This window comes from Curvibacter delicatus NBRC 14919, assembly GCF_001592265.1.
GTDB classification, from domain to species: domain Bacteria; phylum Pseudomonadota; class Gammaproteobacteria; order Burkholderiales; family Burkholderiaceae_C; genus Hylemonella; species Hylemonella delicata.
Map to the genome: position 1 here is coordinate 18,697 of NZ_BCWP01000017.1, position 21,998 is coordinate 40,694.

Annotated in this window: 25 protein-coding genes; 2 read left to right on the forward strand and 23 right to left on the reverse strand. The window is 66.4% G+C overall.

Going from position 1 to position 21,998, the window contains the following annotated elements; translation table 11 throughout:
• Positions 1 to 8: 8 nt before the first annotated feature.
• The 18 genes from CDE01S_RS09665 to CDE01S_RS09750 form a co-directional block, all read right to left on the reverse strand.
• Positions 9 to 959, reverse strand: coding sequence for a TIGR03756 family integrating conjugative element protein (locus CDE01S_RS09665; RefSeq protein WP_003454742.1), 951 nt, complete (start codon positions 957 to 959; stop codon positions 9 to 11).
• Positions 956 to 1,402, reverse strand: a complete 447-nt coding sequence (locus CDE01S_RS09670) for a TIGR03757 family integrating conjugative element protein (RefSeq protein WP_003454745.1) — start codon at positions 1,400 to 1,402, stop codon at positions 956 to 958. The genes CDE01S_RS09665 and CDE01S_RS09670 overlap by 4 nt, the downstream gene beginning before the upstream one ends.
• Positions 1,403 to 1,558: 156 nt before the next feature.
• Complete coding sequence (gene radC, locus CDE01S_RS09675) at positions 1,559 to 2,053, reverse strand: RadC family protein (protein WP_066706502.1); 495 nt, start codon at positions 2,051 to 2,053, stop codon at positions 1,559 to 1,561.
• 193 nt (positions 2,054 to 2,246) lie between these two features.
• A complete protein-coding gene (locus CDE01S_RS09680) occupies positions 2,247 to 2,993 on the reverse strand; it encodes a DsbA family protein (RefSeq protein ID WP_003454752.1) in 747 nt (248 codons plus the stop codon).
• A gap of 13 nt (positions 2,994 to 3,006) precedes the next feature.
• On the reverse strand, positions 3,007 to 5,901 hold the full coding sequence (locus tag CDE01S_RS09685; RefSeq protein WP_066706506.1) for a conjugative transfer ATPase: 2,895 nt from the start codon (positions 5,899 to 5,901) through the stop codon (positions 3,007 to 3,009).
• On the reverse strand, positions 5,901 to 6,335 hold the full coding sequence (locus CDE01S_RS09690; RefSeq protein WP_033873709.1) for a TIGR03751 family conjugal transfer lipoprotein: 435 nt from the start codon (positions 6,333 to 6,335) through the stop codon (positions 5,901 to 5,903). The genes CDE01S_RS09685 and CDE01S_RS09690 overlap by 1 nt, the downstream gene beginning before the upstream one ends.
• Positions 6,316 to 7,782: a TIGR03752 family integrating conjugative element protein gene (locus CDE01S_RS09695; protein WP_003454772.1), complete on the reverse strand. Its 1,467-nt coding sequence runs from the start codon at positions 7,780 to 7,782 to the stop codon at positions 6,316 to 6,318. The genes CDE01S_RS09690 and CDE01S_RS09695 overlap by 20 nt, the downstream gene beginning before the upstream one ends.
• A complete protein-coding gene (locus tag CDE01S_RS09700; protein ID WP_003454777.1) occupies positions 7,772 to 8,692 on the reverse strand; it encodes a TIGR03749 family integrating conjugative element protein in 921 nt (306 codons plus the stop codon). The genes CDE01S_RS09695 and CDE01S_RS09700 overlap by 11 nt, the downstream gene beginning before the upstream one ends.
• Positions 8,689 to 9,381, reverse strand: coding sequence for a PFL_4703 family integrating conjugative element protein (locus CDE01S_RS09705; RefSeq protein ID WP_003454780.1), 693 nt, complete (start codon positions 9,379 to 9,381; stop codon positions 8,689 to 8,691). Before CDE01S_RS09705 ends, CDE01S_RS09700 begins: the two co-directional genes overlap by 4 nt.
• A complete protein-coding gene (locus CDE01S_RS09710) occupies positions 9,378 to 9,806 on the reverse strand; it encodes a TIGR03750 family conjugal transfer protein (protein ID WP_059889468.1) in 429 nt (142 codons plus the stop codon). Before CDE01S_RS09710 ends, CDE01S_RS09705 begins: the two co-directional genes overlap by 4 nt.
• A gap of 12 nt (positions 9,807 to 9,818) precedes the next feature.
• Positions 9,819 to 10,196 (reverse strand): TIGR03745 family integrating conjugative element membrane protein, encoded by a 378-nt coding sequence (locus CDE01S_RS09715; RefSeq protein ID WP_003454787.1) that lies wholly within the window; start codon positions 10,194 to 10,196, stop codon positions 9,819 to 9,821.
• 21 nt (positions 10,197 to 10,217) lie between these two features.
• Positions 10,218 to 10,457, reverse strand: coding sequence for a TIGR03758 family integrating conjugative element protein (locus tag CDE01S_RS09720; RefSeq protein WP_003454790.1), 240 nt, complete (start codon positions 10,455 to 10,457; stop codon positions 10,218 to 10,220).
• Positions 10,454 to 10,861, reverse strand: a complete 408-nt coding sequence (locus tag CDE01S_RS09725) for an integrative conjugative element protein, RAQPRD family (protein WP_003454792.1) — start codon at positions 10,859 to 10,861, stop codon at positions 10,454 to 10,456. The genes CDE01S_RS09720 and CDE01S_RS09725 overlap by 4 nt, the downstream gene beginning before the upstream one ends.
• Before the next feature lie 205 nt (positions 10,862 to 11,066).
• Positions 11,067 to 11,543 carry a Mov34/MPN/PAD-1 family protein gene (locus CDE01S_RS09730; RefSeq protein WP_003454794.1) on the reverse strand — a complete coding sequence of 159 codons (477 nt, stop codon included), beginning with the start codon at positions 11,541 to 11,543 and terminating at the stop codon, positions 11,067 to 11,069.
• The gene (locus CDE01S_RS09735; protein ID WP_059889466.1) at positions 11,531 to 13,159 is read right to left on the reverse strand and encodes a ThiF family adenylyltransferase; all 1,629 of its coding nucleotides are present in this window, start codon (positions 13,157 to 13,159) and stop codon (positions 11,531 to 11,533) included. Before CDE01S_RS09735 ends, CDE01S_RS09730 begins: the two co-directional genes overlap by 13 nt.
• Entirely contained in the window at positions 13,156 to 14,298 is a 1,143-nt protein-coding gene (locus CDE01S_RS09740; protein ID WP_059889464.1) for a CBASS cGAMP synthase, read from the reverse strand. The genes CDE01S_RS09735 and CDE01S_RS09740 overlap by 4 nt, the downstream gene beginning before the upstream one ends.
• Positions 14,292 to 15,293: a CBASS cGAMP-activated phospholipase gene (locus tag CDE01S_RS09745; protein ID WP_003454800.1), complete on the reverse strand. Its 1,002-nt coding sequence runs from the start codon at positions 15,291 to 15,293 to the stop codon at positions 14,292 to 14,294. Before CDE01S_RS09745 ends, CDE01S_RS09740 begins: the two co-directional genes overlap by 7 nt.
• Positions 15,294 to 15,298: 5 nt before the next feature.
• Complete coding sequence (locus CDE01S_RS09750; protein WP_003454802.1) at positions 15,299 to 15,523, reverse strand: DUF2188 domain-containing protein; 225 nt, start codon at positions 15,521 to 15,523, stop codon at positions 15,299 to 15,301.
• A gap of 276 nt (positions 15,524 to 15,799) precedes the next feature.
• Between CDE01S_RS09750 and CDE01S_RS09755 the strand changes: the two genes are divergently transcribed.
• Together CDE01S_RS09755 and CDE01S_RS09760 are read left to right on the forward strand one after the other, a co-directional pair.
• A complete protein-coding gene (locus CDE01S_RS09755) occupies positions 15,800 to 16,186 on the forward strand; it encodes a helix-turn-helix domain-containing protein (protein ID WP_003454804.1) in 387 nt (128 codons plus the stop codon).
• Positions 16,187 to 16,188: 2 nt separating this feature from the next.
• Positions 16,189 to 17,058 (forward strand): ImmA/IrrE family metallo-endopeptidase, encoded by an 870-nt coding sequence (locus CDE01S_RS09760; RefSeq protein ID WP_003454806.1) that lies wholly within the window; start codon positions 16,189 to 16,191, stop codon positions 17,056 to 17,058.
• Between the two features lie 135 nt (positions 17,059 to 17,193).
• On the opposite strand, the gene CDE01S_RS09765 is transcribed toward CDE01S_RS09760, so the two are convergent.
• Genes CDE01S_RS09765 through CDE01S_RS09785 form a run of 5 tightly spaced genes read right to left on the reverse strand, consistent with a single transcriptional unit; the run spans position 17,194 to position 21,998 of the window.
• The gene (locus tag CDE01S_RS09765) at positions 17,194 to 17,943 is read right to left on the reverse strand and encodes a TIGR03747 family integrating conjugative element membrane protein (protein ID WP_004265580.1); all 750 of its coding nucleotides are present in this window, start codon (positions 17,941 to 17,943) and stop codon (positions 17,194 to 17,196) included.
• A complete protein-coding gene (gene traD / locus CDE01S_RS09770; RefSeq protein WP_003454810.1) occupies positions 17,940 to 20,099 on the reverse strand; it encodes a type IV conjugative transfer system coupling protein TraD in 2,160 nt (719 codons plus the stop codon). The genes CDE01S_RS09765 and traD overlap by 4 nt, the downstream gene beginning before the upstream one ends.
• 20 nt (positions 20,100 to 20,119) lie before the next feature.
• Complete coding sequence (locus CDE01S_RS09775; RefSeq protein ID WP_059889462.1) at positions 20,120 to 20,686, reverse strand: integrating conjugative element protein; 567 nt, start codon at positions 20,684 to 20,686, stop codon at positions 20,120 to 20,122.
• Entirely contained in the window at positions 20,683 to 21,282 is a 600-nt protein-coding gene (locus CDE01S_RS09780) for a lysozyme family protein (RefSeq protein WP_059889459.1), read from the reverse strand. The genes CDE01S_RS09775 and CDE01S_RS09780 overlap by 4 nt, the downstream gene beginning before the upstream one ends.
• Positions 21,267 to 21,998 (reverse strand): TIGR03759 family integrating conjugative element protein, encoded by a 732-nt coding sequence (locus CDE01S_RS09785; RefSeq protein WP_003454822.1) that lies wholly within the window; start codon positions 21,996 to 21,998, stop codon positions 21,267 to 21,269. Before CDE01S_RS09785 ends, CDE01S_RS09780 begins: the two co-directional genes overlap by 16 nt.

A 21,998-nucleotide genomic window follows, 5' to 3' on the forward strand; every position in this document is an offset into this window, starting at 1 on the left:
GGAATACCTCAGAGGAAATCGACGCTGCCGAGGAAGACCTGCCCGCGGCGCTGGCAGCAGGCATAGGGCCGCCACAGCGCCCAGGCGTAGTCGCCTTGCTGGGCCTGCACGCGCGTGTTGGAGTGGGGGAACACGGCGCAGGAGTTGGAGAGGGTCGGCGTCAGCTCCTGCCACTTGCCGGTGGAGGCATCGCTCTCCACCAGGGCGCCGGCCGGCCAATAGCCGTCGCTCGAACTCGCGAGCAGCGGCTGGTAGACGTGCGGCTGCATGCGCCGCGTGACGACATCGCCCGCGCGCTGCGCGACGACGGCGCCGCTCTTGTAGTCGTCGGTCTGATGCAGGAAGCCGCCGCGCGGATAGACGTTGCCCCACAGGTTGAGCGTCGTGCGGCCGCCGATCTCGCGCATGCCGGGGATCACCGCCTCGGGGTACACCATCTCCGGGACGTTGTAGCGCCAGGCCAGCGTGTCGAGGGTGCTCAGCAGGTACGGCATGAAGGCCGTGCCTGCGCCCTGGCAGGCGTAGCCGGACGCGCTGGCGAACTGGCTGAACACCGAACCGCCGGGATGCCCGATCACGTCGGCGTTCTTGAACTTCGCCAGGTTGTTCTCGTTGTCGTGGTTCGTCGTCCCGTCGCCGCCGGCCTGCGCCGTGGGATTGGGCATGCTCATGGCGCGCACCTCGATCCACGGGTTCTCGCCGGTGTTGCTGTAGCTCGACACCACCGCGTCGGGAATGTAGTGGCGCACCTTCACCGAGGTGCGCACCGTGCAGCCCGTCCAGGTGCAGAACAGCCAGTAGCAGATGCCGACGACGCGATATTCCAGGCAGTCGGGCGACAGGGCCGAGGACACGATGGTAGCCGTGTTCAGCGCGAAGCTCGAAGCGGCGCCGCCGAGCAGCACCGAAGCGATGGCAAGGCGGGCCCGGCGCGACGACGCCGACAGCAGGCGGTTCATGGCTGTGCCCTCCGATGTGATTCGATGCGTGCCACGGCGCGCGCGACATCGGGCTCGCCGTAGACCACGTAGCGGCGATCGACCACCACGGCAGGCACCTTGGCCAGCCCCAAGCCCCAGGCATCGGCGACGCCCTGGTAGGCGCTGCCGATGCGGCGCTGTAGTGCCTGGCTGCCATCGCGCAGGCGTTGCTGCACGAGCGCGGCCGCGCGGCCCGGATCGGCAGGCAGGCCCGCGGCCAGTTCGGCCTCGATGCGCTCGGGCAGATCCAGCTCGATCACGCGCGCGCCGGATGCGGACTGCACGGGATGGCGGCTGTCGGTCACGACCAGCACGTCGGCTGCGGATGCGTCCTGGCCGAGCAGGCACAGCAGCAGCCCTCCCGCGCAGGCGATGCGCGTACACCGCAGCCGCGGGATGGGTTTCAAGAAGGGAGCCGTCATGGCGGGTGTCCTGGGAATGAGAGCAAGGCTCTAGTCGAACGCCGAAGGCAGTCCAACCGCGACAAGGAATGCGCACCGCGCGCGCTCCGCTTTGGGCAGACAGGCGAAAGAAAAGCGGGAGCCGAGGCTCCCGCGGGGACCAGGCGGTCAGCGGCGCTACAGCAGGCCGAATTCGGCGAAGGAGTACGGCGTGCCCTTGCCGACGATGAAGTGATCCACCACCCGGACATCGACTATCGCCAGGGCGGCTTTGAGCCGGTCGGTCAGCGCCTGATCGGCGGCCGAAGGCACGGTCATGCCAGATGGATGCTGGTGGGCCAGGATGACCGCCGAGGCGTTGAGGGCCAGGGCGCGCTGCACCAGCACCCGCGGGTACATCGAGGTTTGATCGACCGTGCCCTTGAACATCGGCTCGTAGGCGAGGACTTGGTGCTGAGAGTTGAGGAACACGACGGCGAAGACCTCGTTGGGCTCCGCGACCAGCTTCAGATGCAGGTAGTCGCGCACGGCGGCGGGACTGTTCAGCATCGGGCCGGCCTTGAAGATGCGTTGTTCCAGCAAGGCGATGGCCTGGCGGATGATCCAGTCTTCGTGCTGGGCGGCGATCAGGCTGAGCGACTCGGGACGCGAGTCGGCGACGACATAGGACATGGCGAACCTCCACGGGATGAAGTCGGAGGACGCCTGTCCCGGGAGGGACAAACCCTCCGGGGACGATGAAGAACAAGCGGCAGAAGAGCGGGCATCCGCCACCGCATGCACAGTGGCTGTTCGCGTCCAGGGATGCGCAGCGAACGGGGTCGATCAGCACGGCCAAGCCGCGTCGTAGCCTTGAAGATCGTGGCTACCTGGGCATGTCTCCGAGAGACTCGGCAGGCATTTCCTTCGATGCGGGCTCGGCCGCTGCACTGGCCGCCAGCAGGTCGATCGCGGACAGCAAGGCATCTCCTTCGACCGGGCCGTGCAGCAGCAGCGTCTTGCCGGACTGGCGATCCTGCAGGCGCAGCGTGGGCGTGACCTTGATGCCCTCCTGCGCCGCGCTCGCCGACTGTGCGCGGATCAGCGCATCGGGGCGGTCGCTGTCGAGGCACTGCTGCGCGGCCGGCGTGAGGTCGGGATAGCGCAGGCCCTCGGGCAGGCCCTGACCGTCGCCGCGGGTGTGCGTGTAGACCCACTCGGCGGCCTGCCAGAACGCGGCCTGGCCGCCGGCCTCGCCGACGCACTCCACCAGGCGCGCACCGGCAGACGCGGCCGGCTCGTGCAACGGCAACGGCAGGTGATGCCATTGCCAGCTCACGTCCGGGTGCGCGTCGATCCAGCGCTTGAGCACTGCGAAGTAGGCGCGGCAGAACGGGCATTCGAGGTCGGCGTACTCGACCACCGTGAAGCGCGCATCGGCGCGGCCATAGCGCCAGGGCGGGCCGGCTGGTGCCGTTGCCGGCGCAGGCGTTGCTTCTGCCGAAGGAAAATCGGGTTCGGCGGGCGGCGACTGCGGCCGCAGGCCGAGCCATGCGGCCGTTGTCAGGGCCGCGGCCATCAGCAGCGCGACGACAAGGACGGTGCGGGACGGCGCGAAGCGAGGGATGCGCATCGTGGACTCCCCGTCACGCCAGCGCATCGAGCACCAGCGGCTCGATGCTGCGGGCGCGGTCGATCTTCTCGGCGATCTTGAAAGCGGCGTCCAGTTCGCCGATGCCGTACTGCTGCATCAACTGGAAACGCTCGGCCTTCTCTTCCGGCTCGGTCTGAGCCAGCGCCAGGTACAGGCTGGGCGGCACCGCGCGGAATAGCACTTCCATGCTCTTGGAAAGGATCACGCCCTCGCTGAACTTGCCGGCCTCCTTGCGGGCCGACAGCATCAGCGCCTTCTGCGCCGCGTTCAGCTCGCGAAAGCGCGCGATCTTCTCCACCTCGTCGGGCGGCATCGAGAGGCAGATCCACCACTCGATCATGTTGAGCATGGGCTCGGCGGCCTTGGGCAGGTCGTCGATGTTCTGCGTCGCCAGCCAGTACCAGGCGCCGAGCTTGCGCCACATCTTCGTGATCTTGACGACGTAGGGCGCAAGCAGCGGGTTCTTGGTGATGATGTGCCCCTCGTCAGTCACGTTGATGATCGGCCGGCCGAGGAACTGGTCGCGCTCGGCGATGTTGTTGACCGTGTTGATAAGGCTGATGTAGGCGATGGAAAGCTGCGCGTTGTAGCCCTCGCGTGCGAAGGTCGCCAGATCGACGATGGTGATGTCGGCCTCGGGCCAGGGCGTGCCGGGCCGGTCGAACATCTCGCCGTCCACGCCCTGGCAGAACATATCCATCGCGTCGGCCATTTCCAGCAGCCGCGCGCGCCGCACCTCGGGTAGTGCCGTATCGCGGGCGCGCTCGCGCAGCGCATCGCGCACGTCGCGCGTCAGGACGGTGCGCTGGTTGGCCACGCAACGCTGGGCCGCATCGAGGATGCACTGGCGGATCAGGCTGCGGTCGGCGCGCGTCATGCGCGCCTCTTCCTTGTCCTCGCCACCGGTGATCATCAGCCGCGCGGTGATTTCCAGCTCGCCGAGCACGTCGCGCTGCTCGTCCACTTCGTCGCTGCGGCTCGCCGCCTGCGCTGCGGGCTCCTGGTCCTCGTCCAGCGCATCGGCATCCAAGGTCTGCACCTGGCTGGGCGTATCGACCAGCCGGTGCGCGTCGGCGAACGGCGCGAGACTGACGCCGGCGCCGGGCGCGAGCTTCACGCGATGCACCTTGAGGCCGAGCCGCGTGGCGAAGTCGCCGAACAGACCGTAGCTATTGCCAGCCTCCACGATGAACAGCCTCGGCCGATAGATGGCCGTGACCTGGTTCAAGATGTTGTTGAGCGTTGCCGACTTGCCAGAGCCGGTCGGCCCGAACAGGAACAGGTGCGCGTTCATCTGGCGGTCGAGCCGGTTCAAGGGATCGAAGGTGATCGGCCCGCCGCCGCGGTTGAAGAACGTGATGCCCGGATGCCCCGTGCCCTGGCTGCGGCCCCACACCGGCGCAAGGTTCGCGGCGTGCTGCGCGAACATCAGTTGCGTGTACCACTGGCGCTTGTCCAGCGCCGGATCGAACACGCACGGGAGCCAGCGCAGGTAGCTGTTCAGCGGCGCCACCTCGTCTTCCTCGCGCACCGGCTGCAGACCGGCGTTGAGCATGACGTTGACCAGTTGCAGGCCGCGGGCGTCGAGCTGCGTCAGGTCGCGCCCGCGCAGGTAGAAGGCGAGCGCGCCGCGGTACAGCTTGTGCGCGCTGCCGATCAGCCCGCGCGCTTCCTGCACGTCGCGGCGTGTCTGCTCCGAGGCCAGCGTCTCGCCGACCGACTTCTTGCTCAGGTGGTTCAGGTGAGCTTCGAGCACGTCCTGCGGCGTCGCGACGACCGTCAGGCACATCACCGTGTCCTCGGGCATCTGGTCGAACAGCGCATTGACCGCATCGCCGCCCTTGCGGGTTTCGCCGGTGACGTGGCCGGTGGCGGGCGGCATGCGCAGCCGGTCCATCACGATGACCCGGTGCGGCATGCCGTCGAACACCCAGGTGCCGTTCGCCATGTCCGAGCGCGGCTGGCCGAAGAACAGGCGGTGCGCGAAGTCCCCGCTGGCCAGCTCGATCTCGCCTTGCTCGGTTTCCTCGGGGTAACGGGTCAGCTCGTAGAAGCGCTCGCGGTCATCGGCGCTGGGGCCGAGCAGCGTCGGGTGCGGGTTGAACCAGCGCAGCAGCCAGTCGTGGATGTCGTCGGCCGCCATGCGCCGGGACTTCACGCCCGCGTTGGCGAGGCCGCCCACGAGCCGGTCGCAGATCGTCGTCAGTGCCTGCTCGGGCGACTGACCGCGCCGCGATGCGGTCGTAGCGCTCGCACGCCGGTAGACCACCATGCGCACGCGCCGCACCTGGCCGCGCCACGGCAGGCGCGTCACCGTCGTGTCCTCGAACAGGCCGCCGGGCTTGGCGATGGCGCGCAGGTGATGGCCGAAGAAGCGCAGGTAGAAGTCGGTGAAGGCGCTGTCCTGGGCGCGCGGCCGAACGTAGTCGGCCAGCCCGCGCAGGTAGTTGTCCCAGCTCGATTCGTCCTGGGCATAGAGCTGCACCACCCAGGGGTTCTCGTCGAGTTCGTCGAAGGAGTCCTGCAGTGCGTTCTCCAGCGCATCGCGCGCCTGCCACAGCCAGGCCATCTCGCGGCCCTCGGTGCCCACCGGCGCCAGCTCGAAGAAGCCCGCCACCGACTGGCCGTCTTCCAGCAGCATGCTCTTGGAACCCGGCAGGTACTCCACCCAAGGCAGCAGGTCGGCGAAGGACGGCGCCACACCGTAGAGCGCCTGCTGGTCCGCCTCGGTAGCAGGACGGTGCCGCCGGTCATCCGCGACGGTGCCCGGCTCCGGGATGCCGTGTGCCGCCAGTGTCGTCACATGCCGCGACCAGGCATCCTCGTCGTGCAGCTCAGGGCCAGCCGATGCGAGGGCCTTGCGCGGCCAGGGCAAGGTCCAGGCCATCAGTAGTCCTCCAGGCGTTCGCCGGGCATGGCGTACTGGACCCTCTGATACAGGGGAAAGACGGTGGTGTAGCCAGGCACTGGCACCGGATCGCTGCCAGCCAGGTGCGGGAACACGTACATGACCAGATCGGGGTTGGGGAGCCGGTGGAACTGGCGGTAGATCTCGTTGGCCGCGGTGCGCGTGTAGGCGGTAGCGGCGGCGGGCGCCGCATGCACGTCGGCCTCCGTCAGCGGCCGGCGCAGGCCCTGGCGTGCATCGAGCAGTTGCCGCGCCGCTTGCCCGCCGCCGGCACTGCCGCCCGTCTCCTGGTTCCACACGTCGAGCATGGTGTAGTCGCCGTGCGGGAGTACCTTGTCCTTGCTGGTGGCGCAGCCGCCCAGCACCACGACCGCGCACAGCACCACGGCCGATTCAATCCAAATCCGACGCATGCTTGCCTCCGATGCGGTGATTGACCCGGCGCCCCTTGGCGTCGTAGTCGATGTTGAGCGGCTGCTCCAGGTGCACGGCGACCTTGGCGCCGGGGCGCACGTAGACGGCGGCGAAGGCCTGCCCGTAAAGCTTGTTGACCCAATCGGCCATGTCGCGCACACCGCCGGCCAGGATGCGGCCCATGGCCTCGTTGCCGGTAATGCCCACCGTGCCGAGCGAGCCGTTGCTGTTGGCGACCACGGCCACGCTGCCGTTGTCCGACTTGATGAGGGAGGCCGCACCGGCACCGGCCGCGGTGATGAGGGCCTGCGAACCGAGGTACTGCTGCGCGTTGCTGCGCCGTTCCCCGCTGACGCAGGGGACGCCGTAGGGGTCGCTGATCCAGCCCAGGCCGCCGTGCGTGGTGCTGTTCGCGTTGCCGCCCGAGCCGCCGTTCTGGTTGCGGTTGCCGTCCTCCGGCATGGTGCGCACCGTGCCGTCGTTGAAGACGAACGTCACCGAGCGGATTTGCCCGCGCACGCAGGAAAGCGTCCAGTCGCCCGAGGCCGTGCCGCTGACCACCGCGCCCGCCACGTCGGGAATGTCGATGCCGTTGGCGGTGAGGTTGTCCGGGCCGATCAGCACCTTGAAGGGGTACGGGTCGTTGACCGTGCCGTCGATCGGCACGCGGCCGATCAGCGCGGTCATCGCGATGGAGCCCATCAGCGTCGAGTTCGACGGCACCGTGTAGACCGGCTTGGACGACGTGCCCACGGCGCGGCTGCCTGCATCCGCGACGGTGCTGGCCACGTTGTCGGCCGTGTCGGAAAGCGTCTTCTGCGCCGGCCCGAAGCTGGTCGGAAAGTTCAGGCCGCCGCTGCTGCCGTTCTTCGCCGAAGGCTTCGCATCGTCCGGTTCCACCCAGCGCGTGCCGCTGGTGCTGCGCGCGGCGCCGCCCTGGCTGCCGCTGAAGCCCTTGCCGTCGCCGTCCTCCAGGCCGAGCCCGACCGGCAGATCGGCCTGGCCGCCCTTGCCGGAAAGCCCATCCAGGCGCCGCTGCAGGTCTTGCAGCAGGCCCTGGGTCTGCTGGCGGTCGCCGGCCAACTGCTCGCGGTCCTGCTGCAGGCGGCCGCGTTCACCATCCAGCGCGGACTGGATGCGCTGGTCGATCGCGCTTTCCCGCGCGCGCATACGCTCGTTCTCGCTCTTCTGGTTCTTGTTGTCGTTGAGCGCCGTCTGCAGCTCGTTGCGCAACTGCTTGACCTGGGCCACCAGTGTGGCAACGGTATCGCGCGGCGTGTCGCCCTCGATGCCCAGCGCCTTCATCTCTTCGGGCGTGAGCGAGTTGGCGCTGCCGGCCGGAACGGGCTTGGCGCCGCGATCCCCGGAGAACATCTTGATGCCGACGAACAGCAGCACCAGCGCCATCGGGATCAGCAGCCACTTCAGGAGGGGGTTACTTTTCATGGCGGGCACCTCCTTCGGCCTGGCCGGCCGCCGCGGCCGGCGGCAGGTTCACCGTCGCGTCGATCGGTGAGAGCTTGGGCAGCAGCGACTCGGCCAGGCCGTGGCCACGGGTCACGAGGTAGACCACCGTGGTGTCGGCGGCGCGGCCGGCCGGCGCCAGATTCGGGTGCTGGAAGGTCGCGGCGAGAAAGTCGCCCTGCAGCGCGCGGGGATCGAGGTCGAGCCAGCGCCCGGAGGCGTTGGTGAGCTTCACCGCCGTCACCCACTGGTCTTCGAGCCGCCAAGCGGCCAGCGCCTGCGCACGCACCGGCAGTGTGGGCAGCAAGGTGGAAAGCTCCAGCCCACGGCGCAGATTGACGCGGCCGAGGCCGGGAACGGGCTCCACGGTGCGCAGCGGCGCGTAGAGGTTCTGCGCCGCATAGCGCGTGAGCACAACCGCCACCGGCGTGGCGCGCTTCGCTGCGGGTACGGTGCGCTCCGCATCGTCGTCCGCCGGCTTGGCCGGCTCGCCGTAGCGCGTCGCCGGCACGTCGCCTTCGACGATGCGCACGGGTTCGAGTGCAGGCTGGCCCGCCTTCGCCGGCTCGGCCGCGATGTCCAGCAGGATCAGCGCGCCCGACTCCACGTCCTGCAGTTGCAGCCGTGTGGGCGGGATCGGCGCGCTCGCGCGCAGGTAGATCGCGCCACCAGCGCTCTGCACGCGCAACTGCTCGCCAACCGTGGGCGGCACACCGATGCGCACGTTGCGCTCGATGAACACCACGCGCTCCTGGCCGACCACCAGCGGCACCGCCAGCGGCAGGCGCTCCCAGCGCAGGATTTCGACGGCATGGGCCGCAGGCACGAAGGCCAGGCACAGCAGCAGGCCAGCCAGGGCCGCCGCAGATGAACGCTTCACGAGGGACTTCATGGGGTGTCTCCCTGCAAGTTGGAGCCGGCGCTTGCGGCCCGGCCGGGCGGCGCCGCAGGCGGCGGGGTCTCGATGCGCTCCGGCGCGCGTGCATGGCAGTCCAGCGCCAGGCCGAAGGGGTTGCGCTCGGGGTCCACGTCCATGCGCACAACCTTGAGTGCATAGCGCACGAGCGCGCGCTTGACCTGCTCGGCGCCCAGGTACTCGTCGGCGCTCACGTCCAGCGTGACGATCCAGTTGTTGGCCGACACGGTGCGCACGCGCATGGCCGGCTCGTCGCCGTAGCCGCGGCCGGGAATCTCGTAGATGCCGCGCACGCGCTGGCGTAGCTCGCCGTTGCTGCGCCGGAATTCGTAGTCCTGCTGCAGGAAGGCACGGCAGCTCGGCGTGAAGTACGCAGACAGTGCATGCAGGTTGCGCGGGTAGTCCTGCTCGCCATTGGTCGGCCAGCGCTGGGCCTGCTGCCAAATGTAGAAGGTGAAGGCGTAGACGCTCTCCGGCGGCACGTCCCACCACTTGCGCGTGCTGCCCGAGCGCAGGTCGGGTGGCACGTGGATGGTCAGGCTCTTGGGTGCGCTCCACCAGCCGAAGCCGAGCAGCAGCGCCACGACGAACAGTGCGGCGCCAGCCAGGCGCAAGGTCTTCACATGCGCCTGCAGGTGCGCGACCTCGTTCTTGAATCGGCTCATAGTCTACCTCGACGCAGGGACGGATCGGGCCGCAGGCGCCGCGTGGACCACCAGCCCGACCGGGTGATGAGCTGGCCCCCGCCCGCATGCGCAGCCAGCGCGGGGTAGCGCAGCGCGAGGCGCCACTGGAGCTGGCGGTACAGCCAGGTGTCGGGCCGGCCGCGCTTCCACCGCCGCAGCAGGCCGCCGCCCACGAAGACACCGACACCGATGCCGGCGACGATCAGCGTGGGCACCATCGCGATGCTGTGCGTCAGCCAGGCCAGCGGTACGCCGGCCACGAGACCGGCCGCGCCGGACAGCCCGGCGCAGACCCACAGCTCGTCGGCCGTGAGCCCGCGCACGACCACCGGGTGGCGGTTGAGGCGGTGCGGCAGGAAGGTCACGAGCCCGTCGCGCGACGGACTCTCCAGGGCGCCGGCCATCGTTGCCGGGCCTTACAGGACGCCGGTAGCCTTGGTCAGCAGCCAGATGCCGACGACCAGCAGGATCGCGCCCACCGCGACGGTCAACCCGAACTGCCCCCACGTTGCGCGGCCGGTGTGGATCTCGGCGTAGCGCGTGTAGGCGTGGTAGCAGACGCCGACGAACATCGAGGCGACGACGAGCAGCGCGATCAGCAGCACGATGTCGTAGCCGTAGTTTTGCAGCGTCTGCATGATGCCGCTGCCGGTGCCGCGCGACGGGTCTTCCAGCGTGGGAAGGTCGGCGAACGACGGCAGCGGCGTGGCGGCGATGCCCAGCGGGATCAGCAGCGCGGCGATGCGCGCGGCGGGCCGCGACGTGGGACGGCGAGAAGTAGCGGGAGCGTTCATGGCGAAGTACCTTTCATGGGGTCAGGACAGGAGGAAAAAGCCCAGCACCAGGTACATCGCGACGAAGCGCACGATGACGCCGAGGAACTGGCGTTGGGTCAGGTGGTGCTCGGCCCAGCCGACATAGGCAGTGCGCATCGCCCACACGCCCCACAGCAGCAGGATGGCGAAGACGAAGCCGAGCACGACGGTGGAGACGGCCCCGGGCGCGAAGCCGCCGTTGGCCGTGAAGGCGGCGACCTGATCGGCGGAAGGCGTCATGGCGACGGCGCCTCCTTGGGCGACGTCGCAGGCGCCGCGTTACTGCGCGTGTAGTCACCGGCCAGCGGCACGGGATCACGCGGCTGGGCGCGTTGCGGAACGAGGTAGTCGCGCACGCCGGTGCGCACGCGCTCCAGGTCGGCGCGCAGCCGCGCGTAGTCGAAGTGGTAGCGGGCGCGCTCCTGCGGCGCGGTGGTGGCGGCGTGCTCGGCGAGGCGGTCCAGCAGTTCGAGCTGGCGCGTTACCGCGGCGAGCATCTCGCGCTCCGCAGCGTTGTCGGAGGCGTCAGCGGCGATGGCGGGCTGCAATCCGGCAGCGGCAAGCAGCAGCGCGGCAACACGCACGGCCCAGGGTGCCTCGACGGCGAAGCGCCGAACCTGCGCGGGATTGCGAGTGGTTTCCATCGAGCCGTTCTCCGAGGGATGCGGATGGCTCGATGCTCAAACGGCCGGTCTTCCGGCGCCGCAATCAATCGGAACCGGCCAGCCACCGCTTTCCGCGGCAAACTCCGCTGCAGAGGAAGGAATTTCCCCGATGACGTCGTCTTTAATGCACTACCGTCTGAGTGGAGGTGCAAGTCAAGACGATGATGGTTGTTGCGCTAGTGCTCTACTCCACGGGGAAGAATATCGACCCTTCGCCTGATCTCGGCACCAACTCTGCATACAGAGATCTACGCCCGATGATGACAGCGAGCACTGGCCGCTTGTCCCGACGCTGCGCTGCCAACAAAGTCCATTCAGATCTGTCAAGGCTAGAAGGCTGGGGATGGTCTTCCGGGTGGGTATGCCATTCGCCTAAATAGCGGACAGTTCCCTGACTCGCCGTCCATCGCGACAACGCAATAGCCTCATGACCAAACGGCATCCGCTCGAACAGATAGCGAAACCGCTTGTCCCACGCGGTAGGAACCGTCGCCTGCTCAATGAGCAAATGGGCTCCATGTACAGAACCAAGCAAGAGTCCGCCCGCTTCGCAGTCGGCATCACTAGCCTGGATATGCTGACTGAATGTCTCCAGCGTCTGGGTCGAAAAATGCAGCAACCTGCTCTTGTCGCCAGTTGCCCAGGACCCTAGGAATTGCATAGAGGGCAATCATGATCTCGCAGAGGATCGCAGTCAGGCGTGGCCAGATGATGGGTCTGGTCGATCAGCCGGGTCCGCAATGCAGGAGAGTGGACGCCCTTGACCCAATCAAGGGCCATCTCAGCACCCAAGCTGGCTGCCTGCACCGACACCGAAGCCGGAAATGGCACATACAAGCCCTCGCACCCGTGGCCTGCCAAGATGTTAGGCAGAGCATCAATGGTCGAGCGAAGTTCGCCTCTTCTGTGGCTCTGCCATAGGCATCGGTAGCACGCACCCGATGCGTTCGTTCTCAGGAGCGCACGCACAGCCGTTCCCGGCCCTTCGATCCAAACAGAAAGCATGGGCGTGGGAGCCCTGTAGCGGCCGCACAGCCAATGCCCGAGGGATTCTTCGCCGGTGGCATCGATGAGTAGGTCCAGCTTTCCCAGTTGGGCCTGTCTCACGTCCACGGGGAGCGCATGAACCTCGACGCCTGGCGACAAGCGCTTGAGTTCCTTCGCCATCGCCTCAGCCTTGTTCGACAACAGGTCCGGGAAGCCGAGCCGATGCCGTCCGATGTTCTGTGGAAGGAGGCCATCAAAATCCACCAGCGTGAGTTTCCCTCCGCATGATCCTGCCCCGGCCTTGACCAGCATGTCCGAGAGGTATCCGCCGATCGTGCCGCAACCCACAAGTGCGATTCGTTTCCCCGCCAACGTTTTCGACTTGGGGATGTTGCGCTGGGCCAGATACCGTTCATCGATCCTGATCACTGAGACGGGCATTACCTTCAGCCCAAAACTCGAATCCCTGCGATCAGCAAGCTTGGTCTTTTGACTCACTTGGTGGTCAAAGAGCACGGCAAAGCCGTAGGTCATCAGTGGCGATTCGATGATGATCAGGACGCCATTTGCTTTTTTGCTTTGCCCTTCCTTGATTCGTTCGTGAATCTTGCGCCGACACCGTGGGTCCAGGGTGCTTTGCCAAGCCAAGACGTCCCCCACCGTTTCGGGGGGCCAGTGGCTGGTTAGTGGGCGGGGTTGCGCGGTGGTCTTGACCCGGTATGTCAGCACCGTTTTATCAGTGACCTGGTAGCCGAGTGAATGCAACTTTCTTGTTGTTCGATCTTCGTTGTCGGTGATGAACCAGAGTGGATTCCCATTGGCTTGCGCAACGATACAGTTTTGTCGCCCCAGATCTTCGCCTTGCATGTCCACAAAACAAAGCCAGCCGTTCCAGTAGGCAAAGAACTCTTCGGCGAGATCTTCGATCATCTCGCCCTTCAAGATCTGCCCGAGCACCGCTGCCGCCCGTTGCAGGCACGCCAAGGACTGCCCTACAGGATCGTAGATGTCCAGCACGACAGTTCCCTTGGCCAGATAGCAAAGGCCGCCCTCCGCGCCAAGATGAGGAACTGCATTGGGCAGTTCAGGCGGAATTTCGAGCAGCCGAATGCGAGGCAGGTCGAAGAAGGTAGGGTCGAGCTGAACCTCACATGGAATGCCATCGTCCGCGCCGCACGGGATCAACGGCCCCCTCAGCTTGAACCAGCCGTCGTCCGTCTTGCCGACAAACTCGAAGCCTTGCAGCCTGAAGGCTTCGACCACATCGGAGACCACGGCGACGCTGCTCATCCGGCCTTCGTGCGCCCGACCAATTCGCTCGGACCAGCCGTAGCCGGCGCTGCGGCAATGGTGGCGACAACGGATACCACCTTGACCCGGTCCGGCTCGTTCGGAAAACGCGGACCGAATTCGCCTTGCATCCAGACGCAGGCCTGTGAAGGGCTGCCGGCGTTGGTGGCTCCGCGCAGCACTTTTTCGAATGCTTCGAACGCTTTCGCAGCCTCTTCGACGCCCTCTTTACCAAGGCGTGCAGTAAGCGACTCCGACTCATCAACGGGGTTGTTCACCCCCGCGCGCAGCCGGGCCGGCAATGCCGCGACGACATCCAGCAACGCCAGGTCGTCGCGCCGATCCCGCTTCTCGAATAGCGGAGCCGCAGCGGCCATCAACAGAATCGAAGCCGGTCCACCGCTCGACCACCGCCAATCGCGAAACGCCTTCAAGTAGCGAATCACGCGGCGGAACTGTTCGCCCCTGGCCTCCACCTCGCCCAAAAACCATTCCTTCACAGGCCTGGGGTCGGAGGGCATCCAGTTGCACTCGCGGTGAGCCAGGAGCACTTTATCAGCGGGCAATGCCGTCCAGGCATCCCGCTCTGCCATGTTCACCGCCTCCGTCAGCGAGTCATAGCCGTATCGCTCCATCGAGGCTTTCGCGAGCGTGACGAATTCTTCGTCGGGGATGGCGTACAACGGAATGTCGATGTGGGCATAGGCCGCAATGACAATCCGGATGCATGTCGGCTTGTCGGTGACAAGCTTCCAGTGCTTCTCCTCGACCAACAGCCTCAAGGCTTCTTCAGCAGCTGCAAAGAACACCGTTGTGGCCCTGCTGGGACGCTTCGTCTGCGAGACAAAACTCAACGGCAGATAGCAACCATCATCGACATCCGCCTGCTGGGGCCATTGTGCCGGGCCGTTCAAGGTCTTGTACGCCCACGATCCTTGCGTGAAGAAGCGTGGCTGCGGCACGTCGTCCGTGTACCCGCGTTCGCGCAGCACGCGCGGAATTCCGGTGCGAAGGCAGTTCCTGACATCATTTCGGGCGCTGGCGATCCAGGCTCGTTGCTCGGGCGACAGATCCAGCTCGTCATGCATGCAGGATTCGTCATCGACGGTGGTAAAGAAAAGCGGGCTCAGGTTCAGCATTCGGCCTCCGGCACATTCTTGTTGGGGCCGTGATAGAAGGTGGGTGCGCCGGCCTGGTGCGCTCGAAACGGTTGGAAAAGAGGGTCGCCAAGCGCGCGCTGCGCTGCATGATTGCCGCGGTCCTTCAGCGTATTCGTGGCGCCGATGGAAACCCGGTCCAGCGCCTTTACGTCCTTGCTTTGATCGGGCGTGGCCTTGTCGTCGATCTGGAAGTAGTTGCTACCCAACGACTGGCGCAGCATGTAGTCCACCGACGACTCCTGGGCAGAGATCACCAGATCGAACAGCCCTCCGCGCCACTTGCCGAATCCGCGGTCGAGGCTGGCGCCGCCACGGACGGTTGCACCGATCGTCATCGTGCCGATGGACAGCACCCGGACCAGTGCATTCTGTTTCGGCGCGAGGAACGTATTGACTTCGTGCAGCCCGAACAGTCCTGGCGCATTGCCGACCAGTCCTCCATCCGCAAAGACGCCACGATCGTTGCGCGCTAGCGGAAAGTAAACGGGCGCAGCGGCGGTCGCCAACGCCACATCCACGATCCTCATGCGGTGGTCCATCTCAAATGAGGGATGGTGAGGCGTTTTGAAGAACTGGCCGCGCCCCGTCGAGTAGTTGACGGCTGGCACGAGAACGCGGTGCTTCAAGTTGCCGATCGTGGCGTCTTGAAAGCGCTCGGTCAGCACGCCCCGCAACCCTGCGGAGTCGTGCTTGGCGGTCAACCAGAAGCCCAGAAGGCGCCGAGCGAGACTTCGGCAACCAAAGATGCGGGAGCCCTGTCGTTCGAACAAGGCTTTGAGTTCAATGGCGGGGATTTCCGCGGCCAGCCCCAAGGCCAGCATCCCGCCTGCAGAGGTGCCGCAGATCAGGTCGAAGTGCGAAGCGATGGGGCGGCCTAGCACGGCTTCAAGCTCGGCAAGAACCGTCGCTGTGTACAAGCCGCGATAGCCGCCCCCAGACAGGGCGAGCACATGGTAGGTGGGCACGCCCATCATGGCACTCAGCCCTTCGGCGGGAAGGAGTCGTTACCGTGGCTGTCCTTGTCACGGATGCGACCGTCCGGACGGTGGATGACCAGTTCGGACTGCTGGTTGCGTGCGATGTCCCGCGCCGCGTCAATGGCCTGCTGCTGCGTATCGTGCACGGAGGTTGCCCGTTGATTGCCGGCACCCTTGACGGCCCAACCGTCCTGGTGAGGAACTACATGCTGATTTTTGCCTGTCATGGCGAATTTCCTAAAGTTGAACCATCGAGACCCCGGCCAGCCGGCCGGGTTGCCAATGACCACCGGTTGAAGCAAAATTCGTTGCTCTTGCAGACAACGGGCGAGTCAAGCCAAATCAACTTGCTGCAGTCGTAGAACTCACTTCTGTTGTCTGGCTGGACAACAATGTATCAGACTTGGTGCCAAGCTGCAAATGGTGGGCTTGGTGCCGCAGAACGCAACTGCTTCGGACCGGACACACACCGTTGTCCGCCGCAGCCACAAGGAACGGAACGGATGTCACAAACAGGCCTGGGCGTCGCCCTCAAGACGCTACGCGAGCGCAGAACCCTCTCATTGCGCGAAATCGGTCAACTGTCTTCGGTGGACCATGCCTATGTCCACCGGCTGGAGTCCGGCGAAAAGACAAATCCGTCAGTGGACTTAGTCGAGAAGCTGCTGAAGGTTCTCAAACCAGGTGAAAGAGATGCTGCGCTGGTGATGTGGCTTGTCGACCATGCGGAGGCCGATCCCCGCCTTGTTGAATTCGTGCTGAACGATCCTTCCATCAGCATCGACATCTTTTCGGCTGCAGCAGGCGTGAGGCATCGTGGAAATACAAGGCCCGATCCCGCGACACTGATCGCCCGGATACAGCGAGCATTCGAGGACGAGGACGACTGAATATGGATGAAGCGGATGTCACACAGAAAGCACGGGCCTTTGTTGCGAAGGTTGATGTGTCCGGCATCCGAGAAGACCTGACGCCCTATGTGGTCGCGGCCAACGCCAAAGTCAAGAAAGAGGAGCTTAGTGAGGGGGAGTCCGGCTACACGATCACCAAGCCGAATGGCAAGCACGTGATCACGGTGAATTCGCTGGAGACAGAAGAACGCCAACGCTTCACCATCTGCCACGAAATTGCGCATATCGTCCTTGCGCTGGAATCGAGCCACGAAGAGGTGCCGTCCTGGTCCTATGCGAAGCGGCATCCGAACGAAATCGCATGCGACACTTTCGCCGCCGAGTTGCTGATGCCGTATCAGCAATGGCTATCGCTTGTGCCCAAGGAAGAACCTTCGCTGGAGCTGATCCAGGGCATGGCGGCGCTTTTCAGCACATCATTTCCCGCCGCTGCGTCGCGGTTCGCCTCCCTCAGCGACATCCCTTGCGCCTTCGTCACCATGGAGCGCGGTGCAGTGCGCTACGCGGCACGCTCCACCAGTTTGCGACAGGCTGGGGCTTGGATATCTCCCAGGTCTGCCATTCCTGTCGGCTCTGTGGCTCACCGTCTCCGTTCTTCAGGCAGCAGTGCTGCCGACACAGATGAGGTTGCACAAGACATCTGGTTCGACAACTGGGAAAAGGGCCTCGATCTCTGGGAACTCTCCAGGCACTACGCACGTACTGACACCACGACCTCGCTGCTCTGGTTCGACAGCGACGATTTACCTGAGGTCGAAGTGAACCGCTTCGGTGTACGCGTCGAGGACGACGGTGGCTTGGCTGAACTCACTGGGCAGCTACCGTGGCCGGGACGCAGCAGGCGCCGCTGAGGCCATTTGCGTTCGTGTGTCTGAGTGGCCACATGGCCTCGAAGATGTAGGCTGGATGCAGTGTCAAAGGTCAAAAGATGTTTGGTGTCGATGAGTCGCCATGAAGAGTGAGACGGAGATTATCTTGAACCGCTTTCACAGATACTTCTTGAACGTCGCCGACGCGATGCACACCGCGACGCCGAGCAGCGCCGCGCTGGGCAGCAGGATCAGCAGCGGATGCACGCTGACCGGCAGCGCGAGGTAAGTGACCCAGGGCAGCACCGCCAGCGGCATCAGGCTGGCTCTCGCCCGGTGGTAGACGAAGCCCGATTCGCGGCCGGCGCCGAAGCCGCGCACGTCGCGGCGCACGAGCCCGTCCACCAGGCCGGTGAAGGCCGCCATCAGGAACAGCGGCAAGGTCAGGACCAGCACCAGCAGCCGCACGAGGAACACCAGCACTGTGTACGCCGAGGCGATCAGGTAGCTCTCGACATGCACGTAGAGCTGACCGATGTAGTAGCGGAAGTCCTGCGCCTGGCTGCGCGCGCCGGCACGCGATTGCGCCGCCGCGTCGCGTATCCAGTCCAGCAGGCCCGTTTTCACGAACAGTCCTTGGTAGGCCCACTCGACGAGCTGGAGGGCGCTGCGCCCCGGCTCCTGCACCAGCACGCTTTGCGTGAAATGCTCCGAGACCTGCGACAGCTCGTAGTTCAGCATGCCCTGCGCATGGCGCCAGCCCTGCTCGGGCCAGAAGAAGTGCATGCCGATGCACTCGATCGCGATGCACAGCACCAGCGAACCGGCCAACACCCCGAACAGCCGGAACGGGAGCGTGATGAGGCCTGCGATCAGGCCCTGCTGGCGAACCTGCTGGCGCTGGACGGCGACGGCGGGGTCGCTCATGCCGTGGCCCCTTCATCCGCGCTGGCCATCTGCTTGAAGTCGGCCAGCAGATCGTCGGGCAGCGCCTGGTCCTGCAGGCCGGGAAGCCCCTTGTTGTCCCACCACTCGCCGGCCTCGACGTAGTGCTGCCGCATGTAGCCGGCCAGTTCCTGCAGATCCTTGGGCATGGCCTCGTCGGGGTCGGGCGCCGGCAGTGGCATGCGCACCTTCCACAGGTGGCCGCCCTCGATCAGCGCGAAGCATTGGCCCTTGGGCAGGCCCACGACGTGCGCTGGTTCGATCAGCGGCACGCTGTTGCTGCTGATGCGGTCCTGCGTGTTCGACGTGAAGGCGGTGTTGCCGGTCGGGTCTGAGCTGTCGGTGGCGCCGCTCATCACCGTCGTCGTGTAGACCTCGACCTTGGGCAGTTGGCGCGTCAGCAGTTCGGCCGTGGTGGTCTCGCGCACGCGCAGCATGAACAGGTTGTTGAAGTTGCCGACGACCTGGCCCGCCTTCGCGCGGTTGCCGATGCGCGCCTCGATGTCCGAGAGGGTCTGCGTGTAGGCCGTGACCTGGACGCCCGCGCCGCCGCCCTTGTTGACCATGGGTATGAACTCGTCGCCCATGAGTTCGTTGAACTCGTCGGCATGGACGTTGATGGGCACCTTGATGCCCGTCGCGGCACCCGGCAGGCCGTCGTCGATGCCGAACTTGTAGATGTGACCCGCGACGGATACGAGGTCGGAGAACATCGAATTGCCGACCGCCGCCGCGACTTCCGCGTCCGATAGTGCATCGAGGCCGACATAGACCACGGCCCGCTTCCTGATGATCTGCATCCAGTCGAAGATCGGGCGTGGGTCGGCGAGGTCCGAATAGTTCGGCGCCAGCAACTGCGCGATCTTGCCGGTGGTCAGCTTCTCCAGCAGCGGTAGGAGCGATGCGACGATCTTGTCGAAGTACGTCCTGTCGTAGCGCACCGCGCTGCGCAGGCCGTCGAGCACAGGGTCGTAGATGCGCACCTGCGACAGGTACTGCTCCAGCGCGACGACGCGCTTCTCGCGGCCGATCATGTTGCGCGGGATGTTCTTGTCGTTCAGCTTGGCTTCGAGCTGGACGATGACCTCCCAGGCCTTGGGCTCGTTCCGGGCGAAGTAGTGCTGGGCGTACTCGATGAACAGCGCATCGATGTTGATGACATGGCGCTGGATCAGCAGGTAGTCGGGCCGCTGCCCCAGCTCGACCAACGCCCGCGCGATGATGTTGACGAAGCGCCAGGCGAACTCGCGGAACGCCGCGCTGTTGCCTTCACCGGAAAGCTGGCCGGCGATGCGCGTGGCAACTTCCGAGATGCGCCCGAAGCGTCCCACCGCGTTGTAGCGCGCGGAGATGTCCGGCCAGCCCAGGTGGAACACATAGAACTCGCCCTCGCGCCCGGCACGCTTGGCCTCCACGTACATGCGCTTCAGGAGGTCCGCATCGCCTTTGGGATCGAAGACGATCACGACCTCGTGCTGTCCGTTGAGCTTGCGCCGTATGTCCTGGGTGATGAACAGCTCGGCCAACCTCGTCTTGCCGACGCGGGTCGTACCTAACACCAGGCTATGGCCGACGCGCTCGGCCAATGGCAGCGTGACGTCGACCTCGTGCGGTTCGATACCGTGTAGCCGCGGCATACCGCCCACCGGCGGCAGCGGACGCGCCGGGTTGAGCGGGTTGTCCCAGGCCAGGGCCTTCGCCATCTTGGACAACGGGTACGGCGCGAACTCCAGGCGCTCTTCCATGCGCCGCGCCATCCGGTAGATCGCCGTCGGCTCGACGTAGCGTCGGAACTCCGGCCGGTAGGTCTGCATCAGCCGGTGCGTGTGGCGCTGGTCCCAGCGAAAGCCCCGGCCGACGAAGAGCCGCTGCTGGCTGACCGGCACGTCGCGGCTGGTCATCACATAGCGCGGCAGGCGCCGGATGTTGCGCCGGTAGCGCAAGATGGCCCAGGCGTCGTGCAAGCGCAGCGCGCCGAAGGTCAGGAAGGCCAGCGCGCTGCCCAGGCCCAGCAAGGGGCTCAGCGCGAGCGACCACGGGGCCACCAGGCACAGAAACGCGGCGCCCGCACAGACCGCGACGGTGTATAGCTCCACCGCTGGCCGCAGCAGGACTTCGACGGCTTGGGACTGGGCCATGGCGGGCGCTTCACGTCACGTCAGGGCTCGATGCCCGTGGCGGTGATCAGCACCGGGTAGTGCTTGATGCCCAGGCGTTGCGCCAGGTCGTCGCCCGAGACGGGCAACAGCACTAAGCCCGGCGCGAGGCGGCGCAGCGCGGCCAGTGCTTCGGGTGTCGCGACGTTGACCACCAGCCCCACGGCGCGCAGCGCCTGTAAGTCCTTGCCCCGCTGTTGGAGCCAGTCGCGCGAGCGGTCGTCGTCGCCGACCAGGAACAGCGGCGTCAGGCCCGGCGCGCGGATCACGCGGCGCGGCTCGTCGCCGGGTGTCAGCCGCATCGAGCGCACCGGCAGCATGGCCGCCTCGGCATCGGTCGGGCCGCCAATGCGCGGCCTGGATTGCGGCGCTGGTTGCGGCGTGGCTGGCTGACTGGGCTGCGCATCCTGCGGGTTCAAGGCCCGGTAGTGCGGCAGTGCCGAGCTGCCGCCCTTGTCCTCGACGACGATCAACGGCGGGGAGCTGCTCTTGATGACCGGGCCGCGGCCCTGTGCGTGGGCCGTGGCGGCCAGCAGTGCCGCCATGGCGGCAAGGAGGATGCGGTTCATGACATGGGGCTCCGGGCAGTGGGAAGTGCAGCGCCCGGCCCGAGCACGCGGGTCAGGTGCTGGTGGACACAGCGGCGGTAGCGGGCGGCAGGCGCCCCGCCCGCGGGGCGGTGGTAGCGGCCGATGGCGATCAACCAGTCCTCGCCCGGCGTGTGCTGCTCCTGCAGGATTTCCGCGGCGATGGCGAGGTTGCGGTACGGGTCGAGCAGTTCGCAGGGATGCTCGTAGCGCTGCGCGTGGTAGCCGAGGTTGACTTGGCCGAGTCCGGCGTCGATGCGATTGGCCGGCACGCGGGCGAGCGCCTGGCGAATGCCGGCGCAGGCCCCGGCCCGTGTGGCGTAGCGTTCGGCGCGGCCGGCGACGTTGAGCGTCCAAGGCCAGGGGATCAGGCGGCCACGCAGCCGCGCGCCGCTCTCCTGCAGCGCCACCGCGTACAGCACCGGCGACGGCACACCCGCCTGCTGGGCGGCGAGCTGGTAGGCGGGTGGTGGCACCTCCTGGCCGAAGGCGATGGCCGTGCAGGCGCAGAGCACCAGGGCCACTGCCGCGCGGCCGGCGCGGCGAGCCAAACTCGATGCCGCTATTGGCGCTGCCATTGGCCGTTGACCTCGCGCACCACGGCGGGCAGATCGCCGGGCAGGCCGAGTGACAGCCAGCGCCCGGCGTCATGGTTGAGCGTGATGGCGCGCGAGCGCACGCGGCCGGCGTCGATGCCAGCCTGCGTCGCCCACTGGCGGATGCGGGCGTCCTCCTGGCGGCTGCCGACCATGTAGAGGTCGAAGGCGGTGCCGGCCACCTGCAGCTGGCGCACGCGCTGCTCGCACGACGGGCACTCGGCCTTCACGAAAACCGCCAGCCGGCCCGAGCCCCGGTTGCCGGCGCCCGGCGCCTTCGCACCCGGCATGTTCACGCGCTGCTGTCCCGGATAGAGCCGCTTCCACGCCGCGTCGTAGGCCCGCTGGTAGGCCAGCGTCTTGCCCACGCGCTTCGATTCCGCCTGCACCTGCAGCTCCGCATAGCGGTTGCGTTCCTCGTCGCTGCGCGCCTCGATGCCCAGCGCCGTGAGCGGATCGAGGTTCGGGGAATAGATGCCCAGCGGCCCCTGCATCAGTTGGCGGTAGCGCGCCCACTCATCGGAGCGCAGGCCCCAATCGCGCGCCAGCCGTTCGTCCAGCGCGGCGTCGCTGCTGTTCTGAATCTGGGCGGGCACCGTGCGCGAGGACGCGACCGGCGCCGACTGTGCCGAGGCCGTGCCTGCCGTTCCTGCGACAGCGGCGAGGATGGCGGCGAAGCAGATCGCGGCGTGCTTCAT

Coding starts and splice junctions, on each gene's coding strand:
- CDE01S_RS09665 (WP_003454742.1), bottom strand. CDS start 959: ATGAACCGCCTGCTGTCGGCGTCGTCGCGCCGGGCCCGCCTTGCCATC.
- CDE01S_RS09670 (WP_003454745.1), bottom strand. CDS start 1,402: ATGACGGCTCCCTTCTTGAAACCCATCCCGCGGCTGCGGTGTACGCGC.
- radC (WP_066706502.1), bottom strand. CDS start 2,053: ATGTCCTATGTCGTCGCCGACTCGCGTCCCGAGTCGCTCAGCCTGATC.
- CDE01S_RS09680 (WP_003454752.1), bottom strand. CDS start 2,993: ATGCGCATCCCTCGCTTCGCGCCGTCCCGCACCGTCCTTGTCGTCGCG.
- CDE01S_RS09685 (WP_066706506.1), bottom strand. CDS start 5,901: ATGGCCTGGACCTTGCCCTGGCCGCGCAAGGCCCTCGCATCGGCTGGC.
- CDE01S_RS09690 (WP_033873709.1), bottom strand. CDS start 6,335: ATGCGTCGGATTTGGATTGAATCGGCCGTGGTGCTGTGCGCGGTCGTG.
- CDE01S_RS09695 (WP_003454772.1), bottom strand. CDS start 7,782: ATGAAAAGTAACCCCCTCCTGAAGTGGCTGCTGATCCCGATGGCGCTG.
- CDE01S_RS09700 (WP_003454777.1), bottom strand. CDS start 8,692: ATGAAGTCCCTCGTGAAGCGTTCATCTGCGGCGGCCCTGGCTGGCCTG.
- CDE01S_RS09705 (WP_003454780.1), bottom strand. CDS start 9,381: ATGAGCCGATTCAAGAACGAGGTCGCGCACCTGCAGGCGCATGTGAAG.
- CDE01S_RS09710 (WP_059889468.1), bottom strand. CDS start 9,806: ATGGCCGGCGCCCTGGAGAGTCCGTCGCGCGACGGGCTCGTGACCTTC.
- CDE01S_RS09715 (WP_003454787.1), bottom strand. CDS start 10,196: ATGAACGCTCCCGCTACTTCTCGCCGTCCCACGTCGCGGCCCGCCGCG.
- CDE01S_RS09720 (WP_003454790.1), bottom strand. CDS start 10,457: ATGACGCCTTCCGCCGATCAGGTCGCCGCCTTCACGGCCAACGGCGGC.
- CDE01S_RS09725 (WP_003454792.1), bottom strand. CDS start 10,861: ATGGAAACCACTCGCAATCCCGCGCAGGTTCGGCGCTTCGCCGTCGAG.
- CDE01S_RS09730 (WP_003454794.1), bottom strand. CDS start 11,543: ATGCAATTCCTAGGGTCCTGGGCAACTGGCGACAAGAGCAGGTTGCTG.
- CDE01S_RS09735 (WP_059889466.1), bottom strand. CDS start 13,159: ATGAGCAGCGTCGCCGTGGTCTCCGATGTGGTCGAAGCCTTCAGGCTG.
- CDE01S_RS09740 (WP_059889464.1), bottom strand. CDS start 14,298: ATGCTGAACCTGAGCCCGCTTTTCTTTACCACCGTCGATGACGAATCC.
- CDE01S_RS09745 (WP_003454800.1), bottom strand. CDS start 15,293: ATGATGGGCGTGCCCACCTACCATGTGCTCGCCCTGTCTGGGGGCGGC.
- CDE01S_RS09750 (WP_003454802.1), bottom strand. CDS start 15,523: ATGACAGGCAAAAATCAGCATGTAGTTCCTCACCAGGACGGTTGGGCC.
- CDE01S_RS09755 (WP_003454804.1), top strand. CDS start 15,800: ATGTCACAAACAGGCCTGGGCGTCGCCCTCAAGACGCTACGCGAGCGC.
- CDE01S_RS09760 (WP_003454806.1), top strand. CDS start 16,189: ATGGATGAAGCGGATGTCACACAGAAAGCACGGGCCTTTGTTGCGAAG.
- CDE01S_RS09765 (WP_004265580.1), bottom strand. CDS start 17,943: ATGAGCGACCCCGCCGTCGCCGTCCAGCGCCAGCAGGTTCGCCAGCAG.
- traD (WP_003454810.1), bottom strand. CDS start 20,099: ATGGCCCAGTCCCAAGCCGTCGAAGTCCTGCTGCGGCCAGCGGTGGAG.
- CDE01S_RS09775 (WP_059889462.1), bottom strand. CDS start 20,686: ATGAACCGCATCCTCCTTGCCGCCATGGCGGCACTGCTGGCCGCCACG.
- CDE01S_RS09780 (WP_059889459.1), bottom strand. CDS start 21,282: ATGGCAGCGCCAATAGCGGCATCGAGTTTGGCTCGCCGCGCCGGCCGC.
- CDE01S_RS09785 (WP_003454822.1), bottom strand. CDS start 21,998: ATGAAGCACGCCGCGATCTGCTTCGCCGCCATCCTCGCCGCTGTCGCA.